Genomic DNA, 22,465 nt, shown 5'->3' with positions numbered 1-22,465 from the left:
ATTTATCAATCATGTAAAGAGGTGCACCAACATGGAAAACTGGATTACGGATATTATGGAGCGGTTTGGTTATTTCGGCATCATGCTCATGATCGCCATCGAGAACGTGTTTCCACCGATTCCGTCCGAAGTGATTCTGACCTTTGGCGGATTCATGACCACCTACAGCAGCCTCACGGTGCCAGGCGTTATTATTGCAGCTACCATCGGTTCGATTGTCGGAGCCGTCATCCTGTACGGAATCGGACGTATGCTCGACGTAGAGCGGCTGGAGAAAATCGTTGAGCGCTATGGACATATCCTGCGTGTGAAAAAGGAGGATATTCGCAGAGCCGATGCCTGGTTTGATAAATACGGCTATTGGACGGTGCTCTTCTGCCGTATGGTTCCGCTAATCCGCAGTCTCATCTCGATCCCAGCGGGCATGTCCAACATGAAATTCGGCATGTTCCTGCTCTTTACGACGATCGGCACCCTGATCTGGAACGTCATTCTTGTGTGCGTCGGAGCTGCTGTCGGGGATTCGTGGGAGAGCATCGTAGCCTTTATGGACGTGTATTCCAACATTGCCTATGCCTTGATCGCCATTGCGGCCATCGCGTTCCTGTTCTTCTTTTTCCGTAAGCGAAGAAAATCAGCGTAAATTGGGTTAAGGCCATACATCATTCAGAATATTAATTTATATTTTATGTAGGGGAGAGAGGCTAGGTCATGGATTTTTTAACCATCCTCAAAGCTATCATTCTGGGAATCGTCGAGGGATTGACCGAGTTCGCCCCGGTTTCCTCCACCGGACATATGATTATCGTAGATGACATGTGGCTAAGATCCGAAGAGTTCCTTGGTAAATATGTGGCTAACACATTCAAGGTTGTTATTCAACTGGGCTCCATACTCGCTGTTGTCGTAGTGTTCAAGGATCGGTTCCTCGATCTGCTCGGACTCAAGCGCAAGAAACCTGAAGCCGGCGTTCCTGTTAGTACGGGCCGACTGAAGCTGAGCCAAGTTATCGTTGGCTTGATACCAGCCGGGGTTCTGGGACTCTTGTTCGAGGATGTTATAGATGAATACTTGTTCTCCATCGAGACGGTGCTGATCGGTCTTGTGATCGGAGCCATCTTCATGATCATCGCGGATCGGGTCGGTTCAAAGCAGCCACCCAAGGTCATCTCCGTTGATCAGATTACGTATATGCAAGCGTTCAATGTGGGGCTTATTCAATGCTTATCCCTCTGGCCAGGGTTCTCCCGCTCGGGCTCAACGATCTCCGGCGGTGTCATGCTCGGCATGAGCCACCGTGCCGCGGCGGACTTCACGTTCATCATGCAGTCCCGATTATGTTCGGCGCGAGCTTCCTGTCCCTAATTAAGAATTGGGAGTATTTCACGATGGAGCTCTGCCGTTCTTCATCGCCGGGTTCATCGCGGCCTTCGTATTCGCCCTGGTCTCGATCCGCTTCTTCCTGAAGCTGATCAACCGCATCAAACTCGTGCCGTTCGCGATCTATCGAATCGTATTGGCGGCAGTTATCGCACTTGTAATATATATATAAGTTGTAATGCAACCGTTAAATTATACTTATAGCAAGACGCAAAGAAACCGCTCTTTAGTAAGAGGGAGATGTCGCCCCAACCCTTTACGAAAAGAACGGTTTTTTTGTCTATTCCATACACCTGTTATTCAAGCGAATCTCTTGAGTAATACCGCACCTTTTTCCCTAGCTGCAGCGTATACTCGATTTCCGCCCTCGTGCTATCTCCAATATAACCATTTACGTCAATGACAAAAATCTCGTCCGCCATATCGATTTTGCGAAAATGCAGCGCTTTGAGCAAGCGTTCCTGTGCTGCTGTTAGCTCAAAACCATCACTCTGTTCAAAGAAACCAACGCTAAGTACGATATGACCCTGCAGCGTAAAGGCTGCCTCAGCTTCACGAAATTGTGGTTTAAACTTTGTCGAACCGCATAATGTAATGACAGCCATAATCAGTGCTCCTTTATAATGCCACCTATTGGTTTACTCTTCAAAAGACAAGTTGGCCGGTTCCTCAAGCAGTTCGTAGTGAAGATCCAGGTTCGTGGTGGGTACGCTAAGATCGACCTCTTCAAACCGGAAGCTGTCCACCCATACCATACCCGTCCCCATAAGCAGGACCCCGATCGAAATCGTATCGCCGGCTTCAGGCACGTCCAGGACGATGGAATAATGATTCCAGTGCGTCGTTCCCTCAATCCGCCGATTATGCATGTTATCGAACTGAAGCACGTCCTGCGCACGATTGTCGACACGCATCCACAGTCCGCAAAATTCCTTCACCTGCTCGGTTTTGACAAATCCGGAGAATCTCATCCGTTTGCCTGTATATTGGTCCGCCTTAAACTGCTGCATCATCGTCGCAAAAGCTCCATCCGTCATCGGAGTGAGCGCTTTGAGGTATCCCGACGTGCTACCTTGATGAACGGTCGTCCGATCGACGTCGATTTCATAATCCTGCGGATGGCTTCCGCTCAGAAACCAGCCTTTCAATGATGAATTCGTTTCTTTATGCATGAGATCATCTCCCTTGGAATCACTGGATTTTGTATGAAGGGCGAAGACCTTCCTGTAGCGCCCAGGGGGCATGCCGTACATTTTCTTGAACGCTCTCGTAAAAGCTTCCTGACTCTCGAAGTGACCGTCAAAGGCAATATCAATAATGGCAGCCTCGGTGTAGAGCAGCCGCTGCGCTGCATGGCACAGTCTCCGCGTTCTCAGGTAATCCGCGATGTTCATCCCGACTTCCTTGCGAAACAATCGGTGAAAATGAAATCTGGAAAAACCGGCCTGGGAAGCAATATCCGCAAGGGTTAGCTGCTCATCCAGATGCTGTTCCATATACGTAATACTATTTTGAATGATGCGATGCTTGCTCAAGATGTCCTCCTCCTTCCTACACATTCAGGATACCAAAGGGACTCGTCACGTTTTTGATCTGTTTTGCCATCATAAAAGCCTCCCCGAATGGAACTCAACAATCGAAGAGGCTTGTTTCATTATTTAAAACTGGCACTGCGGCTAAGGCTGCAGCTTCAACTTCACGGCACGTTTGGTGCTTGCCGACTCGTAGGCTGCGATAGCGACCCGGGCTGAATTATAACCGTCCTCACCCGTGATCTCCACGGGCTTACCGTCACGAATACTGTTTACGAAGCTGTTCACCAGTCCGCCATCCATATCATCGCCCCAGAAGCTCCACGCTGCCGCCTTACCTGCAACGTCACTGAAGACGTCGTTCTTCTGTGCAAAAGAATCGATGTTCAGCACCCCCTTCGTGCCGACGATCTCCAGCGTCACATCGCCCCAGGTCGGGAAGTTACGGTTACGGGACCAGCTTGGGTCGAGCACACCGACAACACCGTTCGCGAACCTGACGTGAACCATTCCCGCATCATCAATATCCGTATCGTGATACAAGGTCTCCGCGTGGGCGTATACTTCCTCCACTTTGCTGCCAGTTAGCCAGTGCATCAGATCCATTACGTGAACGGTATGGTCCAGCACGGCCCCGCCACCGGATTGTTCACGGTCGATAAACCAGCCGCCTGGCATCGTGCCCCGGTTCGTGCCTTTCATCGCCAGAATGTCACCAATCGCTCCGGCATCAATCGCCTGCTTCGCCTGCTGAACCGACGTGATGTAGCGACAAGGAAAGGCCGTCATAAGCTGAACCCCATGGTCCTTACATGCCTGAATCATCTCCAGCATCTCAGACTCGGTTAGCCCCAGCGGCTTCTCGCACAGAATGTGCTTGCCAGCTTGTGCGGCGCGCTTCGTGATCTCTGCATGGCGGGCATTCTCCGAGCAGATGACCACTGCATCGAGCGGTTCTGACAAGAGCGCATGATAATCGGCATAATACGGAATGCCCCGATCAACGGAGAAGGGGCGTACGCGCTCTGCATCTTCATCGGCAATACCGACCACCTCAACATCTTCACGGTCTAGCATGACCTTAAGATAACTTGCGGCATGCATATGCGCAAAGCTGATAAATCCAACCTTGATCTTGTTCATGACACTGTCCCTCCCATCATTACGGGTTGTCCGGTTTGAGCCGACTGCTCGGCCGCGCGTGCGATGGTTACAGCATAGGCAGCATCGTCGATGCTGACGAGAGGCTCGCCGCCGCTGCGAATGCATTCGATGAAATGTTCCACCTCATAATAATACGGATCATGAAGGCTCGGACTTGAAGGGACCTGCACGGCGGATGCTTGCTCATCCGCTGCCCCGGCAGCCAGCTTGATATCCAGGGATTGGGCCTGGTTACTGTCAAATCGAACGATACCTTGATCGCCTGATACTTCGAATTGCGTCGTAAACGAACCGGGATAACCCCAGTATCCGGTCAGATTGGCAATGGCCCGATTCTTAAACTGAATCGTTACCTGTGCATACTCGACGGCAGGCTCTCCCCGTTCCACTAATGTGGCGTATACCGATTCGGCCGCGCCGAACAACCAGCAGGCAAAATCAATATCGTGGATCATGAGGTCTAGAATCACACCACCGCTTCGACTGGCATCATGATACCAGGCATCCATTCCCTTCGGATAAGAGCCGTATCGCTTCAAGTGGGCCATCCGAGGGATTCCAATCTGCCCGGAATTCGCCTTCGCGTAAGCATCCTGATAGTTCGGGAAGAAACGAACGACGTGACCGATAAAGAGCCGGACGCCGTGCTTCTCACAAGCTTCTTTCATCTCTAGTGCGTCCTCCGAACTTAGGGCTGCCGGCTTCTCGCATATGACATGCAATCCTCGCTCCGCGAGTTTCAATACAAATGGCTTATGCAGATCGGTAGGTACGCAAACCAGCACCGTTTCCAACTGCTCCGCTTCTAGCAGAGCATCCACGTCGGTATACCATCTCGCTCCTGTGCGTGCCGCCGCTCGCTCCGCACGTTGGACATTAGTATCCACCACAGCCGTTAACGTTACCCCCGGCAGCTTCGCCAGGTTTAACGCATGCGTCATCCCCATCGTACCGCAGCCAATAATGGCAATATTCATCGGTTAATCCCTCCAATATTAAACACCTCTTCTTGTACTTCTTCACGCGACTCGTCATTCCTGCCGCATCGCCGCGATTCCATCCGACTCTTTGAAGTTGAGTCGCTAACTTGATAAAGTGTATATAGGAGAACAGACATATTCCTTCAAAGCGACAGATTAGGAAACGAGAGAGAAAGGATGTAGGAGAGATGACAGATCTTATCATTCAGACCCACCATGGCAAAATTCAAGGTATTGTTGAAGACGGTGTTCGGGTATGGAAAGGCATCCCCTATGCGCAGCCCCCATCAGGTGAGCTTCGCTTCAAGGCACCGGTTCCGCCTCACGCCTGGGAAGATATCAAAGTAACCGACCGGTATAGTCCGATGTGCATTCAGCCGATGGAGTCCACCTCAAGCATGCTCGGCGGTGGCGTACGCAAGACGGTCTCCGAGGATTGCTTGTATTTGAATGTCTGGGCACCGAGGAAGACCCCGATTGAGCCGCTGCCTGTTATGGTATGGATTCACGGCGGTGCGTTCGTATCAGGTTCAAGCAGTCTTCCCACCTATAACGGTGCATCCTTCGTCTCGCGAGGCGATGTACTGATCGTAACGATCAATTATCGACTCGGGCCGCTTGGATTTCTGCATCTGGCCCCTTTTGGAACAGATTACGATTCCAATGCCGGTTTACTGGATCAGATCGCAGCCCTCCGCTGGGTTCAGGACAATATATCTTCCTTCGGCGGTGACCCTGGCAACGTCACGTTATTCGGAGAGTCGGCAGGCAGCATGAGCATTGCTGCGCTACTCGCAATGCCATCTGCCAAGGGTCTATTTCACAAGGCGATTATGGAGAGCGGCGCTTCACAGATCATGCCCCCGGAGCAGGCTATGAAGATCACGGGAGGCGTCCTACAAGAGCTTGGTTTATCTCCGGAAACGTTAGATCAGCTGCGCAACCTCCCTGCTGAATCCATATTCGAAGCTGGTGAACGACTGAAGAAACGAGTGGGCGCCGGCGCAAATATGCTCTTCCAACCAGTGATTGACCCAGACACAATGCCGCAAGAGCCGCTGCAGGCCGTACATAACGGTTCTGCCCAAGGAATTCCGCTGTTGATCGGAACCAATCAAGATGAAGGTTCCTTATTCTTTCGTCCCGAAATGCCGCTTATTAAAGAGCAGGATCTAGTACGAGCTGTCGAGATGATGACGGGCATCGAGGATGCCGCTCCGATCACCCGGGAGTATCCGCACACCATTGACGGTCACGCCCAAATCATGACCGACCTGTACTTCTGGCGTTCAGCGATCCGGTTCGCCGACGTTCATAGCGAGCATGCGCCCGTATGGATGTACCGTTTTGACTGGAAGCTGCCGGGGCACCCGGTCCTGGGCAAGGCGATGCATGCACTTGAAATCCCGTTCGTATTCAATACGATTCATATCTTCGAGAACATTGGTTATCACGCAGATACCGCCGCGCAAAGATTAGCCGCACAGATGCAGGACGCCTGGGTCGCATTCGCCCATCATGGGTCACCGTCAACCCAAGCACTGCCTTGGCCGGAATATGCCGAACCCGGGCGAATGACAATGATATTTGATACGGACAGCAGCGTGATCCAAGACCCTGATCCGGACAAGCGTCAGTTGCTGGGTTTATAATTTCTGGGGAGGAGTGATTTTTAATTGATACCCCCTTCTTCGTCGCGCTCGCTCCCTGAATCTTTAACGCTATGGCTTCCCGAGCTTAAGCGTTACTGCCTGAAACTGACTGCGGGCTCCAATTGGGACGCCGACGATCTCATACAGGAATGCCTGATCAAGCTTCATAACACCCTGGCGGCTTCACCGGAAAGGACATTATCCAAGGCCTACGTATACCGGGTGGCTCGCAATGCTTGGATCGATCAGTACCGGAAGGAAGTACAGACACAGCCTCTCCCGGATGGTTATGAAGGGGAACGATATACGGAGAGCAGCTATCTTACACGAGAGAATTTGGAGATTCTGACAGCTGCGTTGACCGCACATCAGGTTGTGCTCATTGTTCTGGTCGATGTCTTCCGATACACGGCCAAAGAAGCCGCCTTAATGATTGAGAGCACGGAAGGCGCGGTGAAGGAAACGCTGAAACGAGCGAGGAAACGACTTCAATCAATTCATGCCAGCACGAAGCGTGAAGGACGAACGATCAGTCCTCCAAGGACGGGACGTATGTCCGGCGAATGGCTGGACTCCTTCATCCATGCTTTTCAGACAGCCAACGGCTTCGCCGTCGCCAATACGTATCTCTCCATGCGCGAGGCTGATCTCACTCTGCAGCAGGTGCAACGGCTCGGCAGGACACTGTACTTCACGTTTCAGGACCCAGACGGACATTGGCTTACCTGCACTACGGCGATTTTGTTGCCACCCGTTTCTTTTTCTTAACTTCTTGCGTTTATTAGGGTGATGAAAATCATTGCTAAGGAGTGTGTCTTATGACAACAACATCGCATCGAATCGCTGTTATTCAATGGCCGGTGAAAGACGTCGAGCGGTCACTGAGATGGTATCAGGATGTGCTTGGCCTCTCTCTTACTTTTCCTTATACACCGGGGGACCCTGCCGCATGGCTCTGCCTCGGTGAATCCGGTTTCGGCCTTGTGCAGGCCAAGGAGGTTCCGCGACTCGCGTTCACGGATATTCAGGGGCAATTGCAATCCATCGTCCAGTTTCAAGTGAATGACATTCACGGAATATACCAGCAGTTGCAAGCCAAGCAAGTCAAAGTCAGCGCCATGAAGTTCATTGAAGATGGAGGTCACAGCTTCAGCTTCAATGATCTGGACGGTAATACCGTTAGTCTGTGGGGCGGCTGGCCACAGCCTGCAGAATAATAAATCGATACATTTCCAGCAAAAAAACAGGGTTGGTGCGATTTGATGCACCAACCTGTTTGTCTCTCTAAACAACTATGACTTCCGTAACCGAATATCTCCTACGTTATAGGCATGCAGGAGCGTATACCGGTTGAACCGCACCTTATGGGCTTCCCGTAAGCTTCGATTCAGTAGCTCATCGCCAATCGACAATTCCGATACAGAAGCCGGCCCCCCAGCTATCCGCATGAGGTCACTAAGCTCAGAGGGGGGTGGAATCGCTGCGATGTTCCGCCGAATCACATCCCAGTGGCGGGCTATCCGCTCCGAGTATGGACGCTGAACGTCCGCATGATCCGCGGTATGGATCAAGCCGTTCTCCCCGATATGATGATACAGCTTGGCAATTTCAACGCTGGCGGCCCCTACCTTCGCCCCGTGCAGCAATTGCTTCTCGCCCTGTCTGATATACTCCATCTCCCAATAGTGCGACAGATGGTGTTCCGATCCCGAGGCCGGGTGCGATTGACCGAACAACAGCATAGCAAGACCTGATTGAATAAGTGCCTCCATTAAAATCCGTATGCCTTCTTCACTTCTTCCAGCGATCTGGTCTACCGCCTGCACGCAATCGCGGAGGGCGGCAGCCGTCATGTCCGCAGCTATTTGCAAGTGAGGCTCCTCTGCCGCCAGATGACCGAACATCCAGTCGAACAATGACGTATGCTTGCCCAGAATATCACCAAAGCCTGCGGCGGTGAGCTCCGTCGGCGCTTGCATCAAAATATCAACGTCAGCAAAAATCGCGCTCGGTCCTATTGCGGGGATGGTCTTCTTCTCTCCCCGAACGATGATCGGAGCTCCCCTTGAGGTAAAACCATCCACGGATGCAGCCGTCGGCACCGAGACAAAAGGGATACCTGTCGTATAGGCCGCATAACGGCTAATATCGTGAATCGTCCCTCCGCCTACGGCCAGCACGACTTGGCTTCCGCTCTGCTGGATATCCAGCAGAGCCTGAATCAGGGAAGCCTCATCGGCGATGACATCCCCTTTGCGATCTGGCAGAAGCTGAGTGACCTGCGTTCGTATTCCCGCCTCCAACAGCAGCCGCTCCAGTTGCCGGCCTGCTGCGTTGTATGTGTTCGCGTCAACGACCAAGAGAACGGAGACCCAGCTTTGACTATCGAGAAAATCGGCGATTTCCCGGAGGGCGGCAGCCTGGACTTGAACCACCTTCACTTCATCCAGGACCGTCAACTGCAAGGATGGCAGTGATGACGCTGCCCAATTCCGGATGCTGGTAAGTATAGAGGTCATATGAAGCTGTCCTTCTCACCACGACAAAGCGCAAGTGCAGGTAACGGATCGTTACAGGTCATACCGGTGACCCCGCATTCCAAAGAACGAACGACGCCATCTTCCTGATCGGGACAATAGCTCCAGACCAGCAGGCCTTGATCTTGATAGCGGTCCACGGACTCTGGCGTCAGCCAAGACATCTCGATTCCGATGGCCCACATCTTCGAGTACGTTCCGTTGTCGCCGGAGCGAAAGTTGGACATTTTCTCGCCGGGGAAGCCTTGCGTCTTCAGTCCGTAGGTATCGTAAATGTAAGTCAGGACCTCTGCATCAAAGCATGTGAACACGCAGCGGGGCAAATACTCGTATCGCTTCAATATCGCAATCGCCAGATCGGCCGTTTCCCTAGCGTCAGGGCTTGGCTTGATCTCCACATTGCACAACACGTCCGGGTATGCCTTCAGCAGCTCACACAATTCCGCGAACGTCGGGATCTTCAGCCCTTCGAATTCCGCTGCGAACCAGCCGCCCGCATCCAGCGTCTTCAACTCGCCCAGCGTGTGGTTGCGAACCTCCCCGCTGCCGCTTGTCGTACGCTCTAGCGTAGCGTCATGAATGACGACAACCTCTCCGTCCTGAGATAGACGCAGATCGAATTCCAGCATATCAACGCCAAGTTCAAGTGCTTTGCGAAAGGCCAGCAGCGTATTCTCGGGATAGGCTGCTTTATATCCCCGATGGGCTGCCACCATGGGACAGGATGGCTCCTGTAGTCGTTCGATCATATGGATTGTCACTCCCCTACCTAGTTATTGTCCTAAAATCCGCTCGGTTTCTTTTCTGAACGTATCGATCGTCGAATCAATATCTTTGCTGTCATACATGATCGCTTCGATGGCGGAGAAGAACTCGTGCATGATTTCCGGCCACGCTACATCCTTATTCGTATCAATGGCGTGTTCTAGCTGGTCGTACGCCACCTTGCGGTTAGGCTCTTCGGCCCACAGCGCCTGCATCTTCTCGGATTCTACCATCTTCTTCGTAAACGGAAGATAACCTGATTGCAGGATGAATTCGAGACCTCCCTCTTCCTCCATCTCCATCCAACGAATGAATTCCCAGGCCGCTTCCTTATGCTTGGAAGCCGCCAGCATCGTCACATTCGCCCCCCCGGTCGGGTTCGCAAATACTTCGTCTTTCGGAAGAAATGCCGTTACATAATCAAAGTCAACGGTGCTGCTAAGACCGCCAATCGACCCGGTCGACTGGAACATCATGCCGACCTTACCTTCAACAAACATGCTATTCACAATATTACCCGAATCCTGAGCCGGCGGATAATAGAGCGCACCGGAGCTTTGCAGATCCTTCAGATAAGAGAATACCTTGTGCCCGGCTCCGTTATCACCGAAACCGATCGTCGTCCCTTCATCATTGAAGAATTTACCCCCTGCCTGAGTAATCATCGCAATGGGATACCACGTATCATATGGCATTGTAAGGCCATACCGCTTATATTCATTGCCTTCCTTCACCGCTAACTTACCCGCCACTTCCCTCATCTCTTCCCATGTCGTCGGAATTTCCAACCCTGCCTCATCCAGCATTGATTTATTGACGTGCAGGATTGGAGTCGAGCGGTTAAGCGGCAGGGATACGAGTTGATCATTAAAGACGGAATGCCCCATCAGACCCGGTGTAAAATCATCTGCACTGATTCCCGATCCCTCCATATACGGCGTCAAATCCTCCAGTACTTCAGAATCGGCGAACATCTGAACGTAAGCCCGCTCCAGCATGCTGACGTCCGGGCCAGTGCCTGAGGCAATCGCTTGCTGCAGCTTGGTTACGGTCTCATCATACCCCCCTTGAAACGTACCTACAACTTCGATATCGCTATGGGCAGCATTAAAGCGCTGGATTAATGCATCGGTATACTCGCCGTTCTTGCCTCCAAGCGAATGCCAGAATTGTACGGTCGTCTTGCCTTGGCTGGCAGGCGGAGTTTCTGCGCCGCCGTTCGTTCCCGTTCCGCCGTTGCCTGGCGTTTCGCCGGCCGAACCTGTACTGGAGCCTCCACCGCCACATGCGGCAAGCAGACTAAATAGCAGAATAATCGAGAGCAGCGAATACCATTTCGTGTTCATTGATTTCATTCCTCCATTGATTATTATTTAATACCGGAATAGACGAACGCCTTCACGATATGCTTGGAGCAGAAGAGATACACCAGTAGAATCGGAACCACGAGAATCACATTGCCAGCCATGATGATGTGCCAGTTGCTGATCCCTTCCGTCTCCCTGAGCATCGCAATCCCGAGCGTCAGCGGACGTACAGCGGCGGAATCGGTCATGACGAGCGGCCAGAAATAATCATTCCAATGACTCACGAAGCTGAATAGTCCGATCGTGGCCAGCGCAGGCTTTGACATCGGAATCATGATTCTCCACATAATCTTGAATTCATTCGCATTGTCCAGCCGGGCCGCTTCGATAATCTCCTCCGGAATCTGCATGAAATATTGCCGCAGCAAGAAGATGCCAAAGGCGTTCGAGATAAACGGTATGATCTGCGGCAGCAGCGTCTTCACCAACCCCCAATCCGCCATCATCAGATAGACCGGGATGAACGTAACCTGACCCGGTATCATAAATGCCAGCAAGATTAGGCCAAACAGTACGGTTTTTCCATGAAACTTGTATTTGGCAAAGGAGTACGCTGCGGGAATCATAATCATAAATTGCAAAATAATGATCGAACCCGTGACAACGGCAGAGTTCCTGAAATACGTCAGGAAAGGCCCTGCATTCATCGCTTCGGCGAAGTTGCCCCACTGCGGCGTGGCTGGAATCCACGTAGGCGGAAACGACATCGTCTCGCGGAACGTCTGCAGCGACGTCGAGATCATCCACAGGAAGGGGAATATAAAGATCATTAGCGTCACTGCCTTCAGCAGATAACCAAGCCATTGCGATACGGTCTTCCATTCAAAGCTTCTCAAACTGTGGCTCCTCCTTTATCCAAATGCTCATCGAACGACTTACTGATAGTGGACCTTTCTTGACAGCAGCCGGAAATAAACGAATGTAAGCAGTCCGATGATGGCCATTAGCACCACGCCCGTCGCTGCCGAATAGCCGATATTGGTCGTCCGGAACCCGTAAATGTAGTACACAAGCGTAGTGGTTGCATTGTTAGGCCCACCGCCGGTCATAACCTGAACGGTATCAAACACCTTGAACGAGCCGATCGTCATGATAATTAGGATAAAAAACAACTGCGGTGATATCATGGGCAAGGTAATCTTGAAGAACACCTTGAATTTACTCGCGTTATCCAGCGCCGCTGCCTCATAAATGCTAGGCGAAATGCTCTGAAGAGCAGCGACGATAATGAGTGTATAATAGCCGATCGCCTGCCAGACGGAGACGATGATGACGGACAACAGCGCCGTCTTGGAACTTTGCAGCCACGCAGAGGGCGGAAGGCCGAGCAGCTTGAGGATATAGTTCAGCATCCCTTGATTAGGCTCCATCAGCCACAGCCATACGAGCGAGATCGAGACGATCGACACTACATGGGGCGTGAAAATTCCCGCCTGCACGACCTGGTTGAATCTTCCCTTCTTATTCAGCCAAACGGCAATCAGCAGCGACAGCATCATCGTCAGAACCACAACGCCAACGGTATATAGGCTTGTATTCCAGAGCGCTTTGTAGAAATCACCCCGACTCAGAATTTGTGTAAAATTATCAAGCCCCACGAACCTGCTCTTGTCTTTGTTCATCAAATTGTATTTGAAGAGGCTCAAATACATCAAATAACCGACCGGATACATCACGAACAGCAGAATGCCTGTCATCGCCGGTGCAATCAGCACGTAAGGCCGTATCCCTTCCCATATCCGCTTCTTATCCATGCGCTGTTCCCCATAGACGCTCCAGCAGTTCACGATACCGTGCATCCTGCTCATCGATCCGGTTCTCATCGGTTCCGAAGAAATACAGCTTATCTGCGGGAACGCCGAGGTACACGACTTGATCGACATGGAATCGATCATCCGGACATTTCACCATAAACGCTTGCCCATCGACGGTCTTCACTTGATAGATCGTCTCCGAGCCCAGCATTTCGCGGGTAACCACGGTCCCCTTCACCGAGTAGTGATACTCTCCAGGCTCCGTCGTTACCACGGCGCTCTCCGGTCGAAATCCAAAAGTCGTCTTGTCTTCCCCAATCGGAGCGATGTTCATCGGGGGCACACCGATAAATTGAGCCGCAAACAGATTGTTCGGTTTGCGGTAAACAACCTCCGGTGCTGCCTCCTGTTGGATCACACCGTGATTCATCAATACAATCGTATCCGCCATCGACATCGCTTCCATCTGATCATGGGTTACGTAGACGAAAGTCGAACCCAGCTTCTTATGCAGTTCGATCAGTTCAATGCGCATCTGGACGCGCAGCTTCGCATCCAGGTTAGAGAGCGGCTCATCCATGAGAAATACCGACGGATTCTTGACCATCGCTCTTGCCAAGGCCACCCGCTGCCGCTGCCCACCGGATAGCGTCGAAGGCTTACGGTCGAGATATTCACCGAGTCCGACCGTTGTCCCGATCGTCTCCACCAGACGCGTCCGTTCATCCTTGGGAACTTTGTTGTTCACCAGACCGAATTCGATATTATCGCGCACCGACATCGTCGGATAGATGGCATAATTCTGGAACACCATGGCTACGCCACGCTTGCCCGGTGCAATTCGGGTCACATCCTTGCCGTTAATCAGGACCGAGCCCGAGGTCTGCGGATCAATGCCTGCAATCATACGCAGCAGCGTCGTTTTGCCACAGCCTGACGGTCCTACCAACACAGTGAACTTACCGTCCTCAATATTCAGATCCAAATCTTGAATGACGGGTTGACGGTCAAATACCTTGCTTACTTTTACGAATTCAATCGATGCCAAGAGCGATCCCCCTCACGAATCGTATTATGATGCTGTCATTGCATGATCCATAAAAAACGAACAGACGAACCATAATTGAAATCCCTTACACACATCTGCTAATAACTACGCATGAAATGCACAAGTAATGATCACTTTTGCTCATTTTTTATTTAAATTGATTGTATGGCCATATCATTAGCGGAGTGTTAGAGCATCGTACTTAGTTTGTAAATGTTGAGCTGGCTGGTTTTTAACAATCTCTTAACATATGGGGGATAAAATGTAAGGGGCTACATTTCTTAAGCATAAAAGAACAAACTTGAGCATTGAATGTAAAAACGCACATACCCAATGAGATGTCCGAAATGGAAGGAGTTATTGCGAATTGCTAGCACATGAACGAAAGAAGAGGATTATTGATTATGTACGTCAATACCGAACGGCAACGGTCGCTGCCTTGGCCGAGGAGTTCCAGGTTCATTCAGCCACGATTCGCCGTGACTTGGCCGATATTGAAGGCGAGGGCGTACTGAAGCGTACTCATGGCGGAGTAATTATGGAGCAATGGACTCATAACGAGCCTTCATTTAATGAGCGTACGAGCGTTCATCGAGATGAGAAAATGCGAATCGGCCAACTTGCTGCCTCCTTGGTTGAGGACGGAGAGAATATTATAATTGATTCCGGTACGACTACGCTGCATATCGCTGCCCACTTAGTCCACCGGTCCAATATTACCGTCATTACCAATGATCTGAATGTCGCAGTCGAGCTGCGCGATGCGCCGGGAATCAAGGTTATTCTGACTGGCGGGGATCTTTACCCATCCAGTTATATGCTCAATGGGATGTTTACGGATCATGTATTGAAAAGCCTGCATGTGGAGAAAGCCTTTATCGGAACTCCAGCCCTGCACCCGCAGCACGGCCTGATGCATCCTGAAGCACTGCTCGTGCCTGCCAAGCAAGGGATGATCGCAGCCGCCGGGGAAATCATCGTGGTCACCGACCACAGCAAAATCGGTAAGCTCTCGCTGCATACGGTCGCTCCGAACAGCGCCATCCATACCATTGTCACCGGTACCGAAGCTTCAGAATCCGACATTAAACCATTTCAAGAAAAAGGCATTACCGTTTACCGGTCGTGATCATGTCATTGTCTGTATATAACAAAAAAACACCCGAAGGGGTGCACACATACGCATTAAAAGCAGAGGCTGCCCCGAGTAGAAGAAATCTACTGCTGGAACAGCCTCTGCACCAATCTTTATTTAACTTGCGTTACGGAATGACCTTCCATACATCCGCATTGCCCGGCGTCTCGCCTAACGTCCACCACTTGGCTTCATAATTCACGCCATTATGCGTAACTTTATTGCCACCGACATAGACGGTCGTCGCGCTCCATGCCGGATAGGTCGTCGCATTACCTGACGTGGAGACCGTTAGCGGCGACGAGGCCGAAGATTTACTGCCCGAACTGTTAACGGCGATTATCGTGTAGGTATAGGACGTACCTGCGGTTAAGCCGGTATTCGTATACGAAGTTGTGTTGGAAGTACCAACCAGCGATCCATTGCGATAGATTTCATAGCTGGAAGCTCCAGAAGAAGCAGACCATGCCAAGGAAATGCTATTGCTTGTTTGAGCTGGGGATGTCAAACCTGTTGGAGCAGGCACTCCAGGATTCGGGGTACCACCGCCGCTGCCAAAGTTAACGTCAATTGCGTTATAGAAAGCGTTAGCCGTGTCTGCAACTTCCCATACCGCCAGAATGACATGATATCCAGTCTTGGCAGGAACGTTACAAGTGGATGCGTAATTCGCTGGAGGTTGAGCCCCTCCGTAGTTGATGGAGCAGAAAGGCGTCAGGTCGAAGGATGCTCTGCTCAGTGGAGCGTTCGGATTCCAGCCGTCTTTCGTAATGTAGTATTTCCAGCTTGCCGTTGAATGCCTTGCCGTAATCACCCACTGGAAGGTGTTCGTACCCGCAGAAATATTAACTTTACTCCAACGAGTCGCGGACTGCTCATCCAGCTTAGGGAATGCGCCAGCAGCGCTGGCGATCTTACCGTCTGCAGGGCCTGAATTCGGCCATCCCTTCGGCGCTTCCAAGCTCTGTGGCTCATAGATAATCGCTCCACAATCGGAGTTCTGTCCTTGTTTACACAGAATAGCACGGCTACCCGGGGAATCCACATACCCGTGGGCAGAAGCTTTGTCGGCAAATAAAACCATCAATAAGGTCATCAGCAATACAGTGGCACCCGTAATGATTAAATTCTTGAGCCAAGCATTATTCGGTAAACTTAAAGTCATACAATAATTCCTCCTTTGATAATTGAGATAAACGATAATTCCTAATCCCACAGCCTCCCGGTTGTGCCCATCACCTTCCTTCTTCGATCATGGAGAATCTTAATCTCTGGATGAAACTGAACCTGGTGTGAATAAATTACAAATGTCCAAGCTTTACCAGCACTACAATTAGTTTATAGTATCTGAAGACGGTATCCCATAATACTAATCAACGATTTTTTACACATTGCAATGAAATTGGATAATAATGTAACTCTCGATGTGATGGTTATGTTAAAGCCTTCAGCGACCGATAAGAACGAGTCATATAAAAAGCATGGCTCCTCAACGGAACCATGCTTTTGTCCGGCTATTTCATAGTTTCATTCCACACCATCCTTGAAATGTTTCTTATAATGTTTGTCGCCCTTGTGCTCCAAATCCTCGATGGTTAGCTCCAGGGTATGAACAATCTGCTCCTTCACCTGATTCAAGGTATCGAAGTACACATTCTCCTCCGTCCCCACGATGCGCGTACCGCTCAGCGCTTGTACAGCTTGATAAATCCGGTGTTGTTCTGCCAAATCATCAACGGCTTGAAGGGTATGCAACATCTGAAGAAACAAATCCTTATGGTGCTGATTGATCAATCGCTTTTCCAATTCCTCGATTCTGGCATTCACAGCAGATCTCCCCTTTTCAATGAGATGCTCCGATTATAATTCCATCGGCGCCAATTTTCCAATAAATACTTTATATTAATTGACGGGAATCTTGACTGCGAAACAGGAAAATGACCATGCTTCCTCGAACTATGATAACGTTAACAATGTTATGGCTACACACTACAGGATCACGAAAAAATGATCGATTACTTGGAGGTCACAATGGAAAACAATGGACTCGGGGGAAAAAGCATTATCCTCAGACTTGAAATGAACACGCAGGAGATTAAATTCGGTCAAGTTGCATCCGCTATCTTCGAAGCCGGCGGTGACATGGTCGCCATCGACGTCATTCAAGCGAGCGGCCATACCACGGTTCGGGATATTACCATTACCGTAACGGACAGCGTTGATATCGCGAAAATTACAGATAGAGTCAAGAACCTGAAGGGTGTCCGACTAGTCAACGTCTCCGATCGCACCTTCCTGCTGCATCTGGGCGGCAAAATCGAAACTCAGCCTAAGATCCCGATTCAAAACCGTGACGATCTCTCCCGTGTCTATACGCCTGACGTGGCCCGCGTATGTGCGGCAATTCAGGAGGATCCAAAGAAAGCCTATACATTAACCATCAAAAGAAATACGGTAGCCGTTATCTCCGACGGAAGCGCCGTGCTAGGTCTTGGCAATATCGGTCCTTATGCGGCGATGCCGGTTATGGAGGGTAAATCGATGCTCTTCAAGCAGCTCGCAGGCGTAGACTCCTTTCCGATCTGTCTGGATACACAGGATACCGAAGAGATTATATCCTGCATTAAAGCGCTCGCTCCTGCTTTTGGCGGCATTAACCTTGAAGATATTTCATCTCCGCGCTGCTTTGAAATCGAACAGCGTCTGCGTGATGAACTTGATATTCCCGTGTTCCACGATGATCAGCACGGTACCGCTGTCGTCCTGTACGCCGCGCTCATTAATGCCTTAAAAATCGTAAACAAACCGATTGATAAGGTTCGCGTCGTTGTATGCGGCATCGGGGCTGCTGGGGTAGCCTGCACCAAGATTCTTCTATCTGCCGGCGTAACCGAAATCATCGGCGTAGACCGCGAAGGCGCGCTCGTATCCGGAAATTCATACAACAATTCCATGTGGCAATGGTATGCGGAGCATACGAATCCGAACCGTGTGCAAGGCTCGCTGCGTGAAGTCATTCAAGGAGCGGACGTATTTATCGGTCTCTCCGCCGGCGGTATTCTGCGCCGTGAAGATGTGCAGGCGATGGCCGCAGATCCGATCGTATTCGCGATGGCCAACCCTTCGCCGGAGATTAGACCCGAAGAAGTGGAAGACATCGTTGGCGTGATCGCGACCGGTCGTTCTGACTACCCGAACCAGATTAACAACGTGCTGTGCTTCCCGGGCATATTCCGGGCCGCCCTCGATTGTCGCGCTACGACGATCAACGAAGAAATGAAGCTTGCGGCTGCGGAAGCGATTGCGTCCGCTGTATCCGATGAAGAGCGTAATCCATCCTATATCATTCCGAGTGTATTCAACCAGAATGTGGTGAAAGCAATCCGTGAGCTTGTTGTTAAAGCAGCGGTCAAAACAGGCGTCGCTCGGAGAATACCGCGTGAATAAACGCGCCCTGATCCGCAAATTCGACAAGCAGGCCGCGATGTATGAGCGGAATTCGCGGCAGCGCAGTCTCGGTGTATGGAGACAACGGTTGCTACAGGATGTGGAGGGCCATGTGCTTGAGGTAGCCGTTGGCGCCGGTGCAAACTTTCCCTTCTATGATAAGGACCGTGTACATATTACCGCGGTCGATTTCAGCCCGGAGATGTTGCGCCGTGCCGGTCAGCTCGCTTCGGAGCTTGGTATTGCAGCGATCTTCCATGAGCATGATATCGAATCCCTGGAGCTCCCGGAGCGTTCGTTCGATGCCTTGGTATCCACGTTATCGCTATGCGGCTACAAAGATCCGGCAGCAGCTTTGAACAAGATGAACCGCTGGGTGAAACCCGGCGGGCGCATCTATTTGCTAGAGCATGGACTTAGCGCCAACCGGCTGTTAAGGTCAGCACAGCATGTCGTTAATCCGTTAGCACGGCGGATATCCGGCTGTCACTATAACCGGGATATGATGCGGCTTGTGGAGAACTCTCCGCTCGCCCTAATCAAGAGCGAGCGACACTGGAACGGAATCATACACTTGATCTGGGCGCAGGCCACCTGATAGTTACCCTCATCCAGGGCAAGTAGAACTAAGAAATGAATTCATCTGGGCTAGTCTGCATAAAGATTAGATATACGTCTCACTCAATTCATGATCCGGAGGATACCCATATGAATACGATGAATACCTACCCTGATTCCAGCGAATACTCACCGCACGCCGAGGGCTACGTCCGTCTTGTATCTGAAGGCAATATAACGCAGATCTTGCTGCAACAGCATGATGACACGCTCCAGGCATTAAGCGATTTGACTGAGGAACAAGCCGATTACCGCTATGCCCCAAACAAATGGAGTTTGAAGCAGGTGATTGGTCATATCGCCGATATGGAGCGCTTGTGGAACTATCGTATCCTCTACATTGCTCGCGGCGATGCCCGTGAATTTAGTGGATATGATCGTGAAGTCTTCGTTCAGAACTCTCCCTTCGCAGCACTCCCGTTAAGAGAAGTACTTAAGGACTATTCTGCGGTGAGGCAATCCACGGCCACGCTGGTGGGCAGTCTACCGGAGGAAGCGCTCATACGTCAGGGCATGTTTAACAACTACCCTCTCTCTGCCCGCGCTGCTGCGTATGTCATTGCTGGGCATGAACTTCACCACATGAATATGATACGGGATCAATATTTAACTTGATCAACGATAAGGATGCTCTCCAAGCCGCAGTGCTGGAGAGCATCCTTTCTTTATGCGGCATGGCACGAAAGCACGCGGTGCCTGCCATCGTTCAATCCCAGTTCCATACCTCGACCCGGCCCAGGCGGAATTCCTTGAATTCGGGACGCTCTCCAAGTTTCTCGAGTTCCCTGACGGGCCCGGTCACCGTCGCACCGTAAATTTGCATGCCGTGTTCTCTAATATACGCCAAGCGCTGCCTATCGACGTCCGCCCAATCGTAAGCGGCATTCGCGGTCGCCCATGCCAGATCCCCAATCATTCGCTCCATGTGTTCTTCGATGTCCGGGTCGGGCGTCGTAAAGTATAGGGACCACATGGAGAGTCGTTGATCATCCTCATACACGGTCATCGGGCGGAACGTCAAATGCGGAACGTAATAATCGCCACCTCCCCCGATGGAATGTCCCCCAGGTTGAACCTCCGTTAACTCTCCCGCATAGACCGGCATCCCGGTCACACGCAGGTCGTATTCCCCCAGCAGGTCGAGCAGCTCCGCTGGCGACAGCAAGGCATCCGTGGAAAAGGACAGTTCCGCCACGAAGCCGTCTTCGATCCGTCTTACTTGCTCCATGTCACTTTCCGGGCGCTCCCCACCTCCCACCGTTTCATCAAACATGACGGAGTAAGGCAGAACGAATGCAGGGCTGTTCTCATTCAAATAGGCGCCCGTTGGATTGATGGAATAGGAAAGTTTCCCGGTCACGGTTAATTTCGCATGGACCTCGCCCGTAACGACTTCCCAATCGCCCACCATCCGGTACAACTTAAACGTACCTTTTTGCGAAAGGAACGGCGTCACTTCGAATACCGTATGCATCGGCTTCTCCACCCGAACGCCGTCTCCATGCAGTTCCACCGCCGTTACGACGGAACGTATGAATTTTCCCCTCACTTCATTCGTATCAAAATAGATATGAATGGCGGAAATATAGATGGTATAGATCAGCCACAGTACAATCGCCCCGCCCACGGCATTCGCTAACATCTTGTATCGTGTCCGCCAGATCATCTTATTGAATTCCTTCTCACTCCACTGTGGCGGTTCTGTGGAAAAATCATCGTTCCGCAGAACGTATTCTTGTTTTTCCTCCTTCTCGTCATGCATAGCTATATCTCTCCCTCCAGTTGCTTCAGCCGATACAAATACAGATACAGATAGGATTGATACGTCTTGAATAACTCGGTATATAGATCACGCCGCATCGAATCCTCTCCCCCTTCACAACAGACAACGGTTTGTTCCGTCAAATGTTACAGTTATTTATGAAAAAATAACTCCACGATAAAAAAGCCCTCTGCATCATATCGTGCAAAGGGCTTGATTACTAGCTTCATTAATCTTATGACTCGCTTTGTCCTGTATAGATCAGAATGGCATCACGAAGAAACTCGGCTGTGCCAGGCTGCTTCTCGTCGTAATGAGCCGTGAAGCGCTCATCGGAGACGTACATTTGGGCAAGACCCGCATGCGCTTCCTTGCTGTAGTCGCTCCAATAGAATGTGAGCCACTGCTTATGAAGAGCTGCTGCCGTTTGGGCAAGTTCGCTGCCTGGGTCCCCTTGCTTGACGGCTTCGGCCAATGTCCCGTATAACTTCTCCGTCAAACGGGTCAGCTCCTCGTGCTGCTCTTGGGTCATATTCTTTAGTTTGGCGTTCGATTGATTGATCGCAACATCGCCATACTTCTCACGAATCTCCTGGCCGTATTTTTGCTCGTTATCATCAATCAGCTTCTGCTTGAACCCTGCAAACTTCTGTTGGTCTGTCATCGTCTTTCTCCCTTCGGCGGAGGCGATCGTGTTCTCCACATTGGTAATCAGCAGATCGAGCTGCCTTCTCTTGTCCAGGAGCTGTGCATGGTGTTGTTTCAGTGCATCGGCCTTACTCCAGGTGGGCGACGTCATAATTTCCTTGACATGGTCCAAGGATAGTCCGAGCTCACGATAGAATAAAATCTGCTGCAATTGATCCACCTCATCCTGCCCATAGATCCGATATCCTGACGAATTGATTCTGGCCGGCTTCAGAATGCCAATCTCATCATAATATCGAAGCGTACGCGTGCTGATTCCTGCTAGCCGTCCCAGCTTCTGCACTGTATATTCCATGGTTTCACCTCCTGACATCCCAAATGTACACCTTCACGTAACGTTAAGGTCAACACTTTTAACGAAAAAAATACCAAGAAAAAACACCCTTACTCTGTAACATTAAAGGTGTAGGAAGTCCACTAAAACCAATAACAATAGCAGTTGAATACAATGTTAGACATTATATGATTTGATGGGCAATGCAGAGGGGGAAAACTCTTTGTGTTGCTCATTCTTATTTATTGCTGATATGTGATATGTAAGTCCATTTACTGCCATAATGTGACATGGTATGATGTGGATATAGATGGGGGATTAGGTTACACAACAGTCAAAAAG

General features: G+C 50.8%; 22 protein-coding genes and 1 pseudogene. 9 read left to right on the top strand and 14 right to left on the bottom strand.

Features of this window, described 5'->3' with window-relative positions:
• Positions 1 to 31 precede the first annotated feature (31 nt).
• Both JCM10914_RS16935 and JCM10914_RS16930 read left to right on the top strand, forming a co-directional pair.
• Complete coding sequence (locus tag JCM10914_RS16935; protein WP_023963217.1) at positions 32 to 643, top strand: DedA family protein; 612 nt, start codon at positions 32 to 34, stop codon at positions 641 to 643.
• A 68-nt stretch (positions 644 to 711) separates the two neighbouring features.
• Positions 712 to 1,552 (top strand): annotated as a pseudogene (locus tag JCM10914_RS16930) (undecaprenyl-diphosphate phosphatase).
• Between the two features lie 124 nt (positions 1,553 to 1,676).
• Here JCM10914_RS16930 and JCM10914_RS16925 read toward each other — a convergent pair.
• The 4 genes from JCM10914_RS16925 to JCM10914_RS16910 form a co-directional block, all read right to left on the bottom strand.
• The gene (locus tag JCM10914_RS16925) at positions 1,677 to 1,985 is read right to left on the bottom strand and encodes a hypothetical protein (RefSeq protein WP_023963211.1); all 309 of its coding nucleotides are present in this window, start codon (positions 1,983 to 1,985) and stop codon (positions 1,677 to 1,679) included.
• A 33-nt stretch (positions 1,986 to 2,018) separates the two neighbouring features.
• On the bottom strand, positions 2,019 to 2,915 hold the full coding sequence (locus JCM10914_RS16920; RefSeq protein WP_023963210.1) for a helix-turn-helix domain-containing protein: 897 nt from the start codon (positions 2,913 to 2,915) through the stop codon (positions 2,019 to 2,021).
• 141 nt (positions 2,916 to 3,056) lie between these two features.
• Positions 3,057 to 4,055 (bottom strand): Gfo/Idh/MocA family protein, encoded by a 999-nt coding sequence (locus JCM10914_RS16915; protein ID WP_023963207.1) that lies wholly within the window; start codon positions 4,053 to 4,055, stop codon positions 3,057 to 3,059.
• Positions 4,052 to 5,053, bottom strand: coding sequence for a Gfo/Idh/MocA family protein (locus JCM10914_RS16910; RefSeq protein ID WP_023963205.1), 1,002 nt, complete (start codon positions 5,051 to 5,053; stop codon positions 4,052 to 4,054). Before JCM10914_RS16910 ends, JCM10914_RS16915 begins: the two co-directional genes overlap by 4 nt.
• A 191-nt stretch (positions 5,054 to 5,244) precedes the next feature.
• On the opposite strand from JCM10914_RS16910, the gene JCM10914_RS16905 reads away from it, so the two are divergent.
• Genes JCM10914_RS16905 through JCM10914_RS16895 form a run of 3 tightly spaced genes read left to right on the top strand, consistent with a single transcriptional unit; the run spans position 5,245 to position 7,925 of the window.
• A complete protein-coding gene (locus tag JCM10914_RS16905; protein ID WP_023963204.1) occupies positions 5,245 to 6,708 on the top strand; it encodes a carboxylesterase/lipase family protein in 1,464 nt (487 codons plus the stop codon).
• Between the two features lie 24 nt (positions 6,709 to 6,732).
• The gene (locus JCM10914_RS16900) at positions 6,733 to 7,476 is read left to right on the top strand and encodes an RNA polymerase sigma factor (protein WP_023963202.1); all 744 of its coding nucleotides are present in this window, start codon (positions 6,733 to 6,735) and stop codon (positions 7,474 to 7,476) included.
• A gap of 50 nt (positions 7,477 to 7,526) precedes the next feature.
• Positions 7,527 to 7,925, top strand: coding sequence for a VOC family protein (locus JCM10914_RS16895; protein ID WP_023963200.1), 399 nt, complete (start codon positions 7,527 to 7,529; stop codon positions 7,923 to 7,925).
• Positions 7,926 to 8,000: 75 nt separating this feature from the next.
• Here the strand turns inward: JCM10914_RS16895 and JCM10914_RS16890 are convergent, their stop codons facing one another.
• From JCM10914_RS16890 to JCM10914_RS16865, 6 genes are read right to left on the bottom strand one after another with little or no spacing between them, the layout of a single operon-like run.
• On the bottom strand, positions 8,001 to 9,227 hold the full coding sequence (locus tag JCM10914_RS16890) for a sn-glycerol-1-phosphate dehydrogenase (protein ID WP_023963198.1): 1,227 nt from the start codon (positions 9,225 to 9,227) through the stop codon (positions 8,001 to 8,003).
• Positions 9,224 to 9,994 carry a glycerophosphodiester phosphodiesterase family protein gene (locus tag JCM10914_RS16885; protein ID WP_036718662.1) on the bottom strand — a complete coding sequence of 257 codons (771 nt, stop codon included), beginning with the start codon at positions 9,992 to 9,994 and terminating at the stop codon, positions 9,224 to 9,226. The genes JCM10914_RS16890 and JCM10914_RS16885 overlap by 4 nt, the downstream gene beginning before the upstream one ends.
• A 24-nt stretch (positions 9,995 to 10,018) precedes the next feature.
• A complete protein-coding gene (locus JCM10914_RS16880) occupies positions 10,019 to 11,356 on the bottom strand; it encodes an ABC transporter substrate-binding protein (protein ID WP_023963194.1) in 1,338 nt (445 codons plus the stop codon).
• 23 nt (positions 11,357 to 11,379) lie between these two features.
• Complete coding sequence (locus JCM10914_RS16875) at positions 11,380 to 12,213, bottom strand: carbohydrate ABC transporter permease (protein WP_023963192.1); 834 nt, start codon at positions 12,211 to 12,213, stop codon at positions 11,380 to 11,382.
• Positions 12,214 to 12,252: 39 nt separating this feature from the next.
• Positions 12,253 to 13,131: a carbohydrate ABC transporter permease gene (locus JCM10914_RS16870; protein ID WP_023963190.1), complete on the bottom strand. Its 879-nt coding sequence runs from the start codon at positions 13,129 to 13,131 to the stop codon at positions 12,253 to 12,255.
• The gene (locus tag JCM10914_RS16865) at positions 13,124 to 14,179 is read right to left on the bottom strand and encodes an ABC transporter ATP-binding protein (protein ID WP_023963188.1); all 1,056 of its coding nucleotides are present in this window, start codon (positions 14,177 to 14,179) and stop codon (positions 13,124 to 13,126) included. The genes JCM10914_RS16870 and JCM10914_RS16865 overlap by 8 nt, the downstream gene beginning before the upstream one ends.
• A gap of 367 nt (positions 14,180 to 14,546) precedes the next feature.
• On the opposite strand from JCM10914_RS16865, the gene JCM10914_RS16860 reads away from it, so the two are divergent.
• Positions 14,547 to 15,308 (top strand): DeoR/GlpR family DNA-binding transcription regulator, encoded by a 762-nt coding sequence (locus JCM10914_RS16860; protein ID WP_023963186.1) that lies wholly within the window; start codon positions 14,547 to 14,549, stop codon positions 15,306 to 15,308.
• A 133-nt stretch (positions 15,309 to 15,441) separates the two neighbouring features.
• Here the strand turns inward: JCM10914_RS16860 and JCM10914_RS16855 are convergent, their stop codons facing one another.
• Both JCM10914_RS16855 and JCM10914_RS16850 read right to left on the bottom strand, forming a co-directional pair.
• Positions 15,442 to 16,479 (bottom strand): lytic polysaccharide monooxygenase, encoded by a 1,038-nt coding sequence (locus JCM10914_RS16855; RefSeq protein WP_023963184.1) that lies wholly within the window; start codon positions 16,477 to 16,479, stop codon positions 15,442 to 15,444.
• Positions 16,480 to 16,841: 362 nt separating this feature from the next.
• Positions 16,842 to 17,141: a hypothetical protein gene (locus tag JCM10914_RS16850; RefSeq protein WP_023963182.1), complete on the bottom strand. Its 300-nt coding sequence runs from the start codon at positions 17,139 to 17,141 to the stop codon at positions 16,842 to 16,844.
• 204 nt (positions 17,142 to 17,345) lie between these two features.
• Here JCM10914_RS16850 and JCM10914_RS16845 point away from each other — a divergent pair, with 204 nt between their 5' ends.
• The 3 genes from JCM10914_RS16845 (at position 17,346) to JCM10914_RS16835 (ending at position 19,994) form a co-directional block, all read left to right on the top strand.
• The gene (locus tag JCM10914_RS16845) at positions 17,346 to 18,761 is read left to right on the top strand and encodes an NAD-dependent malic enzyme (RefSeq protein ID WP_023963180.1); all 1,416 of its coding nucleotides are present in this window, start codon (positions 17,346 to 17,348) and stop codon (positions 18,759 to 18,761) included.
• A complete protein-coding gene (locus tag JCM10914_RS16840) occupies positions 18,754 to 19,359 on the top strand; it encodes a class I SAM-dependent methyltransferase (protein WP_023963178.1) in 606 nt (201 codons plus the stop codon). Before JCM10914_RS16845 ends, JCM10914_RS16840 begins: the two co-directional genes overlap by 8 nt.
• 119 nt (positions 19,360 to 19,478) lie before the next feature.
• Positions 19,479 to 19,994 carry a DinB family protein gene (locus JCM10914_RS16835; protein ID WP_036718702.1) on the top strand — a complete coding sequence of 172 codons (516 nt, stop codon included), beginning with the start codon at positions 19,479 to 19,481 and terminating at the stop codon, positions 19,992 to 19,994.
• 91 nt (positions 19,995 to 20,085) lie between these two features.
• Here JCM10914_RS16835 and JCM10914_RS16830 read toward each other — a convergent pair whose 3' ends face one another.
• Together JCM10914_RS16830 and JCM10914_RS16825 are read right to left on the bottom strand one after the other, a co-directional pair.
• Complete coding sequence (locus tag JCM10914_RS16830; protein WP_023963174.1) at positions 20,086 to 21,141, bottom strand: anti sigma factor C-terminal domain-containing protein; 1,056 nt, start codon at positions 21,139 to 21,141, stop codon at positions 20,086 to 20,088.
• A gap of 235 nt (positions 21,142 to 21,376) precedes the next feature.
• Positions 21,377 to 22,144, bottom strand: coding sequence for a MerR family transcriptional regulator (locus JCM10914_RS16825; RefSeq protein WP_023963172.1), 768 nt, complete (start codon positions 22,142 to 22,144; stop codon positions 21,377 to 21,379).
• Positions 22,145 to 22,465 lie beyond the last annotated feature (321 nt).

This window comes from Paenibacillus sp. JCM 10914, from assembly GCF_001315105.1.
Lineage (GTDB): Bacteria > Bacillota > Bacilli > Paenibacillales > Paenibacillaceae > Paenibacillus_AQ.
This window is presented reverse-complemented; position numbering and strand designations above follow the sequence as displayed.